8 protein-coding genes, 2 tRNA genes and 1 pseudogene are annotated in these 9,684 nt (G+C 65.1%); 2 read left to right on the plus strand and 9 right to left on the minus strand.

The window, feature by feature from the left end; translation table 11 throughout:
* The first annotated feature begins 153 nt into the window (after positions 1 to 153).
* Both JS536_RS04895 and JS536_RS04900 read left to right on the plus strand, forming a co-directional pair.
* Positions 154 to 1,122, plus strand: coding sequence for a 2Fe-2S iron-sulfur cluster-binding protein (locus tag JS536_RS04895; protein ID WP_214356016.1), 969 nt, complete (start codon positions 154 to 156; stop codon positions 1,120 to 1,122).
* A gap of 118 nt (positions 1,123 to 1,240) precedes the next feature.
* Complete coding sequence (locus tag JS536_RS04900; protein ID WP_214356003.1) at positions 1,241 to 1,906, plus strand: methyltransferase; 666 nt, start codon at positions 1,241 to 1,243, stop codon at positions 1,904 to 1,906.
* 72 nt (positions 1,907 to 1,978) lie between these two features.
* Here the strand turns inward: JS536_RS04900 and JS536_RS04905 are convergent, their stop codons facing one another.
* The 9 genes and pseudogenes from JS536_RS04905 to JS536_RS04945 form a co-directional block, all read right to left on the minus strand.
* A complete protein-coding gene (locus JS536_RS04905; protein ID WP_214356004.1) occupies positions 1,979 to 2,911 on the minus strand; it encodes a TIGR00730 family Rossman fold protein in 933 nt (310 codons plus the stop codon).
* A 42-nt stretch (positions 2,912 to 2,953) separates the two neighbouring features.
* A pseudogene (locus JS536_RS04910) lies at positions 2,954 to 4,207 on the minus strand (Na+/H+ antiporter NhaA); the annotation flags it as partial.
* A gap of 145 nt (positions 4,208 to 4,352) precedes the next feature.
* Entirely contained in the window at positions 4,353 to 5,573 is a 1,221-nt protein-coding gene (locus JS536_RS04915; protein WP_214356006.1) for a PatB family C-S lyase, read from the minus strand.
* A gap of 105 nt (positions 5,574 to 5,678) precedes the next feature.
* Positions 5,679 to 5,752 (minus strand) — tRNA-Arg (locus JS536_RS04920).
* 29 nt (positions 5,753 to 5,781) lie between these two features.
* Positions 5,782 to 5,855 (minus strand) — tRNA-Arg (locus tag JS536_RS04925).
* 86 nt (positions 5,856 to 5,941) lie between these two features.
* The gene (clpX, locus tag JS536_RS04930) at positions 5,942 to 7,411 is read right to left on the minus strand and encodes an ATP-dependent Clp protease ATP-binding subunit ClpX (RefSeq protein WP_214356007.1); all 1,470 of its coding nucleotides are present in this window, start codon (positions 7,409 to 7,411) and stop codon (positions 5,942 to 5,944) included.
* A 121-nt stretch (positions 7,412 to 7,532) separates the two neighbouring features.
* Positions 7,533 to 8,249, minus strand: coding sequence for an ATP-dependent Clp protease proteolytic subunit (locus tag JS536_RS04935; RefSeq protein ID WP_214356008.1), 717 nt, complete (start codon positions 8,247 to 8,249; stop codon positions 7,533 to 7,535).
* A gap of 2 nt (positions 8,250 to 8,251) precedes the next feature.
* Entirely contained in the window at positions 8,252 to 8,875 is a 624-nt protein-coding gene (locus JS536_RS04940; protein ID WP_109056701.1) for an ATP-dependent Clp protease proteolytic subunit, read from the minus strand.
* A gap of 107 nt (positions 8,876 to 8,982) precedes the next feature.
* Positions 8,983 to 9,363, minus strand: a complete 381-nt coding sequence (locus tag JS536_RS04945) for a transcriptional regulator (protein ID WP_214303551.1) — start codon at positions 9,361 to 9,363, stop codon at positions 8,983 to 8,985.
* Between the last annotated feature and the right edge of the window lie 321 nt (positions 9,364 to 9,684).

Consider the following 9,684-nt stretch of genomic DNA (forward strand, 5'->3'; position numbering starts at 1 on the left):
ACCCAGCGGGCTCCCCTCACCGAGGAGCCCGCTCCCTTTGTCCGGCCGGCAGGGAAACGGCCGGCTCTTGACACGAATCCGCAACGGCACGAACCCCGCCCAGGGCTTGTGGCACAATAGGTTGGCTGATTATTGGAACTTTGGAGGCAGATGATGGCTGAGGCGAACAACACGACGGTTACCCTGCAGGTGCATCGTTTCACGCCGCGCGCCGAGCGCGCCGAACGTGCACGCGGCGGCAGCCCGTTCGCCCGCAAGAGCTCCCCGTTCGGCGGCGGTTCGGATTCCGCCGCCCGCCGACGCCCGCGCGGCAAGCAGTGGGTGCAGGAATACACGATTCCCGCCCGCCCCGAGGACACGGTGCTCGATTGCCTGATGACCATCAAACGCACGGTGGATCCCACACTCGCCTTCCGTTATTCCTGCGGTCACGGCATGTGCGGTTCGGATGCCGTCTCCATCAACGGCACCCCGACCCTGCTGTGCACGGCGGCCATCCGGGATTGGGCCAAGCAGCCCGGTGCCCTGCCGCAGGTGGACGATGAGGGGTTCCGTCACATCGGGGACGAGACCGCCGACGGCAACACGAATGCGGAGGCCGAGGCCTCCGCGGATTCCATGGACGACGCGGCCGCGCATGGCGGTTCCCTCGGCGTCATCGAGCTCGCTCCCCTGCCCGGTTTCCCGCCGCAGCGCGACCTCATCGCGGATATCGACCCGATGCTGGACCAGATCAGGAAGCTCACCCCCTACCTTGAGGCGGACGGCGTGCTGGCCACCACTTCCGAAGGCAAGGTGGACGTGTTCGAATACCTGCAGCACCCCGATCAGCTCGCCAAGTACGAGATGTTGAGCAACTGCATCGCCTGCGGCGTGTGTGAAGGCTCCTGCCCGGTGTTCGCCGGCGGCGACGCCTTCATCGGCCCGGCCGCGCTGATCTGGTCCTCCCGGTTCATCAATGACTCACGCGACGCCAAGGCCATGGACCGCATGGACGCCATCGATACGGCGGACGGCGTGGCCGCCTGCCAGTCCGTGCGTGCCTGTTCGCGTCACTGCCCGCGCGGCATCGATGTGGGCGAGGAGATGTGGCAGATCGTGGCCAAGGTGCGCGAACGCTGAACATCGGTTTCCGCTTGACGGCCGGATGGTGGCAGACTAGAGCGTAGAACCACGGACGCATCGCCTCCCGCATGGCCGAAGAGGGTCGGAGACGACACAGAAGGAACAAACGAAGGTTATGGACAAAACGCAGTATACGAATCTTGCCAAGGCCTGGGAATTCGCGGAGGAGCATGCCCGCGAACAGGAGCCGGACGCCATCGCCGACGCCCGCGAGGCGGCCGACAAGAACGGCCAGCTTCAGGGTCCGGCCGCCCAGGCGCGTCTGCTGAACCTTCTGGTGCGTATGGCCGGCGCGTCCTCGGTGATCGCCGTGGGCACCGGCTCGCTGGTCGAGACCCTGCAGCTGGTCCGTTCGCTGGACGGTGCCGGTCAGCTGACCGCCGTCGATTCCTCGGCGCAGGGCATCACGCTGATTCGTCGCGCCTTCGCCGTGCTGCAGGACACCACCGACACCTCGCTGCGTGCTGTGAACGCGCCGGTCAGCGTGTTCCTGCCCCGTCTCAACGCCAACGACTACGACTTCATCATGGTGGCGGGAGACCCGGAGAACTACGCCTCCACGTTCGCTCAGGCCTCCCGTCTGCTGCGTGCGCACGGCACCATCGTGTTCACCGACGTGCTGGCATTGGGCTCCGAGCAGGGCGGCGTGCTGGATGCCGCCGACCGCAGCGACAAGGCCGTGGCCATGCGCGAGCTCATCGCCACCGTGGAACAGGACGAGGGCTTCGTCTCCACGCTTACGTCCGACGGTACCGGCATGCTCATCGCCGTCAAGCGCTGATCCTCCGGCGACTGTGATTCATTCAGGGGCTCTTCCTCAACGGCTTCAGAACGTTGGGAAGAGCCCCTGTTGTTATGCCCGGCTTGCGATGATTGCGCTGGTGGCGATATCCACGGCCTCGTCCGGACTGTCGGTGAGTGTCACCAGATGCGGGTCGATGGCGGAGATCATGCCGTGGTCCGAGACCGGACCGTTGAGCCAGTCGAACAGTCCCTGCCAGTAGTCCTTGCCGTACAACACCACGGGCATGTTGGCGACCTTGTGGGTCTGCACGAGCGTCAGGAGCTCGAACATCTCGTCGAGCGTGCCGAAGCCTCCCGGGCAGATGATCACGCCGGAGGAATACTTGACGAACATCGTTTTCCTGACGAAGAAGTAACGGAAGCTCATGCCGAGGTTCACCCACTGGTTGAGTCCCTGTTCGTGCGGCAGCTCGATGCCCAGGCCCACCGATTTGCCGCCGGCGAGCGCCGCTCCCCTGTTGGCGGCCTCCATGACGCCGGGGCCGCCGCCGGTGATGACGGCGATGTCCCGCTTGGCGATCTGGCTGCCCATGCGGCGTGCGGCCTTGTACACCGGGTCGGTGCGCGGGGTGCGGGCCGAGCCGAAGACGGCCACGGCCGGCCCGAGTTCGGCGAGTGCGCCGAAGCCGTCCACGAATTCCGATTGGATCCTGAGCACACGCCAGGGATCCATGTGCAGCCAGTCCGTGTCCGCGTCAGGCTGCAGGAGGTTGGCGGTGGTGTTGTCCGTCGGGATCATCGGCCCGCGCAGTATCACGGGACCGCGATGGTATGTGTCGCCCAACGGCGAGGCGTCCTGCGACACGGTCTGTTCGTCTTGTTCGGTGCCCATGACGGATTCGGCGTCGGCAGGAGCGTTCGTCACCGGGCCGGCCAGTAGATCCGCCACCGGGCCCTTCGCCGGTTTCGCCGACGACTTGGACTGCTTCGCGCCGGTCTTCCTGTTGTCGTTCTTCTTGGCTTTCTTCTGTTTCTTGGCCATGGTCATCTCCTTATGATTGCGGGCCTACTTCGCCGCGTGCGCGAACCGTTTGGACTGCCGGCTCAGCAGGATGCCGGAGACCAGCGCGGAGATCAGGGAGCCGACCAGCACACCGAATCGTGCTTCGGCGGACAGTTCGGCGTTCGTGTACGCCAGCGAGGCGATGAGGAAGGATACGGTGAATCCGATGCCGCAGGCGCAGGCGGTGGGGATCATGTCCCGCACGCGCAGCCCCTTGGCCATCTTGAGGCCGCCCAGGTGCGTGGACAGCCAGGCGGTGGTGATGATGCCGAGCGGCTTGCCCACCACCAATGCCACGATCAGGGCGATCACCAGGGGCGAGAGCATCAACGCGGGCGTCAGCTCCTCGAAGTGCACGCCGGTGGCGAACAGGGCGAAGATGGGCAGGGCGAGCAGGGCGGAGAACGGCTGGAGTTTCGAGGCGTACCGTTCGGCGCGCGGCGTGGTCTCGCCGTGGATCTCGCGCGCCGGGGTGGACAGGCCCACGAGCACGCCGGCCAGTGTGGGGTGGATGCCGGCCTCGAACATCATGACCCATGCCAGGACGCCCACGACGGCCACCACGGCCCATGGCACGCGCTTGAGCTGCACCAGGTACGCCCAGACGCCGGCGCACACGGCGATGCCGATGAACCAGTACCAGGCGTTGACCGAGGAGAAGAACACGGCGATGAGGATGATCGCCAGCAGGTCGTCCACGGTGGCGAGCGTCATAAGGAAGGCGCGGATCGAACCGGGCAGGCCGCACGCGAACAGGGCGAGCACGGCCAGCGAGAACGCGATGTCCGTGGCGGTGGGCACCGCCCAGCCGTGCGCCATCTCACCGAACGGGATGCTGCTGCCGGTGGTGGTGAGGATCAGGCTGCCCGTCTCCCCCGGTCCGAACCGGGAGAACAGGGCGATGACCAGCATGAACAGGATGGGAGGCGCCAGCATGCCGCCCACCGCGCACAGCATGGGCACGGCGGCGGCCTTGGGGTTGGAGAGCGATCCCGTGGTGAGCTCCTGCTTGAGTTCGAGTCCGACGGTCAGGAAGAAGATGGTGAGCAGGCCGTCCTGCGCCCAGTGGCCGATCGGCAGGTCGATGTTCGTGTATGGGATGCCGATATGCGTTTCGGCGATGGTTTCGAACAGGTGATAGGTCAATGGCAGGTTCGCGGCCACCAAGCCGATGAGCGCGAAGCCCAGCATGATGAGGCCGGCGGCGCGGTCTGAGGCGGCGAGCCGCCTGATCGCGGCCCATGCGCCTCGCCTGGTACCGGTGGTCTTTCCCATCGCCGTTCCTTTCGCCGTCCGTTCCCGTGACGATCGGTGTTCGACGATCGTCCCTGTGAAATACGACTATCCATAGTACGGCAACGGCCCCGAACGGTTACGCTCGGGGCCGAGCAGCGTCCGCCGGTTTCCCTGTTAGTTATCGTTACCGTCGTGCGGCGAGCGCGCGGTCGACGTTGTCCAGCACGCGCTCCAGCAGGGCGGTGGGGCATGCGAGGTTGACGCGCTCGAAGTAGTCGCCGGAGCGGCCGAACAGGGAGCCTTCGTCGAACCAGACGCGGGCCTCGTCGCGCATGAAGTCGCGTAGCGCCTCCGGGGTCTCGAAGCCGAGTCCGCGGCAGTCGAGCCATGCCAGGTACGTGCCTTCCGGTTCGATCAGGCGCACGCCCTCCATGCGGGCGGCGAATGCGCGCAGCACGGCCACGTTGCGTTCCAGCACGCCCAGCAGCCCGTCCAGCCACGCCCCGGCATGGTTGTAGGCGGCCTGGCAGGCCACCAGGCCGAAGTGGCTGACCGTGAGTCCGCCGATGTTCTCGGCGGCCACGTCGAAGCGGCGCTTGAGCTCGGGATCGGGGATGATGGCGTTGGAGCACAGCAGACCCGCGAGGTTGAACGTCTTGGTGGGCGCGGTGAACTCGAAGAGGATGCTCCGGTACCGCTCCCCCAGCGTGCCGAACATCGTGACCGCATGGCCGGGATGCGCGAAGTCCGCATGGATTTCGTCGCACAGCAGGTAGACACCGTGTTCGAGGCAGATGTCGCCGATGCGGCGCAGCTCGTCGGCGGTCCAGACGCGGCCGACCGGGTTGTGCGGGTTGCACAGGATCAGGGCCGTGCAGCGCGGGTCGGCGGCCTTGGCCTCCAGGTCGTCGAAATCGATGCCGTAGCGGCCGGCGGCCTCGTCCAGCACGAGTTCGTTGTCCAGGATGGTCAGGCCGTTGTGTTCGGCGGCGAACGTGAAGGGGTAGTAGACGGGCCGCTGGATGATGACCTTGTCCCCCGGATGGGTGACGGCGCGCAGGGCGGTGTTGATGGCCGGCATCACACCGTCGGACAGGCTCACCCACGTGGGGTCGATGTCGTATCCGTGGCGACGGCTCATCCAACCGGTCAGGGCGGCGAAATAGTCGTCGGTGGCGTAGTCGTAGCCGAACACGTCGTGCGTGGCGGCCTCGACCAGAGCGTCCACGATTTCCGGCGCGGGCTTGAATTCCATGTCCGCCACGGACAGCGGGATCACGTCCCGGCTGTCCGGTCCCATTTCCGCTTCGATCTCATGCCATTTGATGGACGTGGAGCCATGCCGTTCGAGGATCGTGCTGAAATCGTACCGGTGCTGACCGCGATCCTGTTCCGCCTGCGTCACTGCTCTTCCCTTTCCTGCTGTGAGAACCAACCCGCCTCATCGTAGCGGCGGATTGTGTCGAAATTGGAAAAGCCTCGAAAGCATTTCGCTTCCGAGGCTTTATCGTGCGCGAGACAGGATTCGAACCTGCGACCTGCTGATCCGTAGTCAGCTGCTCTAATCCGCTGGGCTACTCGCGCATACCACTGTTGTCCCCGTGGTTCGGGAGTGCGCGAGACAGGATTCGAACCTGCGACCTGCTGATCCGTAGTCAGCTGCTCTAATCCGCTGGGCTACTCGCGCATGTTGTCGTTCAAACAACTCGATTTATAATACACGTCATTCAACGCTCTGCAAGTCGGGTGCCCATACGGCGTGTCGCGTTGGAATCATGCGGTTTTGCGATGTTCGAACGTCGCTCCGCGCATTGCCTCTCTCAATAATTTCGGGCTGCTTTTTCCTTCCACGGACGCCTGGTCCACGATCACCTGCCGCACGTCCTCCATGCTGGGCAGCTGGAACATGGTGTCCTGCAGCGTGCGTTCGATGATGGATCGCAGGCCGCGCGCGCCGATGCCTTGCGCGATGGCCGTGTCCGCGATGGCATGCACGGCCTGCTCGGTGAATTGGAGGTCCACGCCGTCCACGGCGAACAGTTTGCGGTATTGCTTGACGAGCGCGTTGGCCGGCTGGGTGAGGATCGCCGCCAGATCGTCGGCGGTGAGTTCCTTGAGCACGCTGATCACCGGCAGTCGGCCGATGAACTCGGGCAGCAGGCCGAATTCGGCCAGATCGTCGGCATTGACCTGTTCCAGCAGTTCGTCGTCCTTGAGGTCGGCGTCATGCCAGTTCGCCCCGAATCCGCTTTCCCTACGGCCCAGACGTTGACGCACGATGTCCGTCAACCCCACGAACGCGCCGCCGCAGATGAACAGGATGTCGCGCGTGTCCATCTGCACGGTCTCCTGCTCCTTGTGCTTGCGCGTGCCCTCCACCGGCACGGAGGCGATGGTGCCTTCCAGGATCTTGAGCAGCGCCTGCTGTACGCCTTCGCCGGACACGTCGCGGGTAATGGAGGTGTTCTCACCGGATTTGCGGGCGATCTTGTCGATCTCGTCGATGTAGACGATGCCGTGCTGGGCCCGCGCCACATCGCCGTCGGAGGCCTGCAGCAGCCGCTGTAGCACGGTTTCCACGTCGTCGCCTACGTAACCGGCCTCGGTCAGCGTGGTGGCGTCCGTGATGACGAACGGCACGTTCATCACGCGGGCCAGCGACTGGGCGAGGTACGTCTTGCCCACGCCGGTGGGGCCGAGCAGCAGGATGTTGGATTTGGCGACTTCGACGTCGGCCAGCGGGTCGTTGTCGCGGCGTCGCGAACGACCGGAACGACCGGCTGTGGCGCGGGCGGGCGCTTCGGCATCCAGGCCGCCGGCGAATCCCGCGTCGCCGTACCCCATCGCGTCCGGAACGACTCCGGCGTTTCCCGCGCGTCCGGCGGCACCCGCGGCACCGATGCCTCCATCCTGTCCGTTGAGCCGTCCGGCGTCCTCGCGCAGCTCCATGTTGACGCGCTTGTAATGGTTGTACACGGCCACGGACAGCGCTCGTTTGGCGTTCTCCTGGCCTACGACGTACCGGTTGAGATAGTCGAAGATCTGCGTGGGTTTGGGCAGGGTCAGCGCGTTGACCTGGGCGTCCTTGACCCGTTCCTCGGAGATGATCTCCACGCACAGGGCGATGCATTCGTCGCAGATGGAGGCGTTGGGGCCGGCCACGAGCTTCCTGACCTGATGCTCGGTCTTGCCGCAGAACGTGCAGCGCGGAATCTCCTCGTTGTAGCTGACCACACGTCCCATGTGCATCTCCTTTGCCACGCTGCGCGATTGTCCCGGTACGGTCCTTCAAACACAATACCCCCGGCCATTGCCGGCCGAGGGTATTGCGGGGCGCGCACGTGCGCGAAAGGGTTGTCCAGAACTACTGGCGGTGCTCCAGCACTTCGTCCACGATGCCGTATTCCTTGGCTTCGGGGGCGGTCAGGAAGGTGTCCACCTCGATGTCGCGGCGGATCTTCTCCACGTCCTGGCCGGTGTGCTTGGCGAGCGTGTTCTCCAGCCATTCGCGCATGCGCAGCATCTCGCGGGCCTGGATCTCGATTTCGGTGGCCTTGCCGAAGCCCTGGTCGATGGCCGGCTGGTGGATGAGCACGCGGGCGTTGGGCAGCATGAGGCGCTTGCCCTTGGCTCCGGAGGCCAGCAGGATTGCGGCGGCGGAGGCGGCCTGGCCGAGGCACACGGTCTGCACGTCCGGCTTGATGTACTGCATGGTGTCGTAGATGGCGGTCATGGCCGTCATCGAGCCGCCGGGCGAGTTGATGTACATCATCACGTCGCGGTTCGGGTCCTGGGACTCCAGGACCAGCAGCTGGGCCATCACGTCGTCGGCGGAGGCGTCGTCCACCTGCACGCCGAGGAAGATGATGCGGTCCTCGAACAGGCGGGAGTAGGCGTCCTGCGTCTTCATGCCGTACGGGGTCTTCTCCACGAACTGCGGCATGACGTAGCGGTTGGTCGGCATCGCGGCGGCGCGGGCCTGGGCCTCGGCGCGCACGGCGGCCGGCATGAAGCCGACGACGCCCTGGCGGCCGGCCAGGCGCTCGGCGCGGTCTACGAACTTCGCTTCTTCACTTGCCATGGTCACTCCCCCTTGCTGTCGTTGCCGATGGTGTCCGGCGTGGTCACGAGCTTGTCCACGAAGCCGTAGTCCAGCGCCTCCTTGGCGGTGAACCAGTGGTCGTACTCGTTGTCGCGGTAAATCTCCTCGACCGTGTGGCCGGTCTGCTCGGCGGTCAGCTCGGCCATGGTCTTCTTCATGTCCATGATGAGCTCGGCGTTGATGCGCACGTCGGTGGTGGTGCCGCCGATGCCGCCGGACGGCTGGTGCATGAGCACGCGGGCGTGCGAGGTCAGGTAGCGCTTGCCCTTGGTGCCGGAGCTCAGCAGGAACTGACCCATGGAGGCACACATGCCCAGGCCCACCGTGGCCACGTCCGGCTCGATGAGCTGCATGGTGTCATAGATGGCCATGCCGGCGGTGATGGAGCCACCCGGGGAGTTGATGTACAGCCAGATGTCCTTCTTCGGGTCCTCGGCGGCCAGCATCAGCAGCTGGGCGCAGATGCGGTTGGCCATGTCGTCCTTGACCTCCTCGCCCATCCAGATGATGCGGTCCTTCAGGAGGCGGTTGAAAATCGGGTCGACGGGGCCGGCCGGAACGTCATCGCCCGCCATGACCGGTAAGGTCGCAAAGGTATTGCTCACCTTGATTCTCCTTAACTCATAACTCGAACATTGTTCAGACTACCGCCTCGAAGCGACTGGAAGCGAATATTCGCCTGTATTTTGGCGGCCAGCGTAGGAGCTCGCGTTCACTCCTCCATGGCATCGAGCACGTCGTCGATGAGCAGCCGGCCATGCGAGCCGTCTCCCTTCAGCCGGGGGAATCGTCGCTCGGCATTGGCCGGGCTCGCTCCGGCCGCACGCGCCACATTCGATTTGCTGGCCCCGTGCGCCACCGCTTTCTCGGCGAGGCGATCGACCAGCGAGTCGGATACCTGGCGCATCTGTTCGGCGACCCACAGCTGCGCCATGTCCTGGCTGAGCCCGTAGTCCTCGACCAGTTCGCTGGAGGCCTCCTGGATGGCCGCCCACAGCACCATGAACGGCTTGCGGTAGTAGGCGATCCGTTCGTTCAGCGGTTCGGCGTCGAGCGCCGCCAGCGCCTTGCGGTCCTCGGTGTTCTGGGACATGCGTCACCTTTCGTTTGCACGTTTTCCGGCTCCCCGCTCTGAGGGCTGAGCCGTAACAGCGGACAGTCCAGTGGACTGTCCGTAGGCGAAGTGAGCGGCTTTGCCGCGAAAGCTCTGAGTAGCAGAGCTGTCAGCGACAGCTGACTGAGGGGAGCTCTTCCACACGTGGCTCCCCTCAGTCTCACTCCGCTCGAGGCGGATTCTAGTGGTGGTTGCAACACCTGTGTTGCTGTTTGATTTGGTGGTGTGATCGTATCATGCGGCGTTAATCAGGTCGAGGATGGCCTCGGAGGGTTTCCGGAACCCGAGCGTCTTGCGCGG

It is taken from the genome of Bifidobacterium sp. SO4, from assembly GCF_018555355.1.
In the GTDB taxonomy this organism is placed as follows: Bacteria; Actinomycetota; Actinomycetes; order Actinomycetales; family Bifidobacteriaceae; genus Bifidobacterium; species Bifidobacterium miconisargentati.

What these genes read in the sequence shown, in the direction of transcription:
- JS536_RS04895 (WP_214356016.1), top strand. Translation starts at nt 154, where the DNA reads ATGGCTGAGGCGAACAACACGACGGTTACCCTGCAGGTGCATCGTTTC.
- JS536_RS04900 (WP_214356003.1), top strand. Translation starts at nt 1,241, where the DNA reads ATGGACAAAACGCAGTATACGAATCTTGCCAAGGCCTGGGAATTCGCG.
- JS536_RS04905 (WP_214356004.1), bottom strand. Translation starts at nt 2,911, where the DNA reads ATGGCCAAGAAACAGAAGAAAGCCAAGAAGAACGACAACAGGAAGACC.
- clpX (WP_214356007.1), bottom strand. Translation starts at nt 7,411, where the DNA reads ATGGGACGTGTGGTCAGCTACAACGAGGAGATTCCGCGCTGCACGTTC.
- JS536_RS04935 (WP_214356008.1), bottom strand. Translation starts at nt 8,249, where the DNA reads ATGGCAAGTGAAGAAGCGAAGTTCGTAGACCGCGCCGAGCGCCTGGCC.
- JS536_RS04945 (WP_214303551.1), bottom strand. Translation starts at nt 9,363, where the DNA reads ATGTCCCAGAACACCGAGGACCGCAAGGCGCTGGCGGCGCTCGACGCC.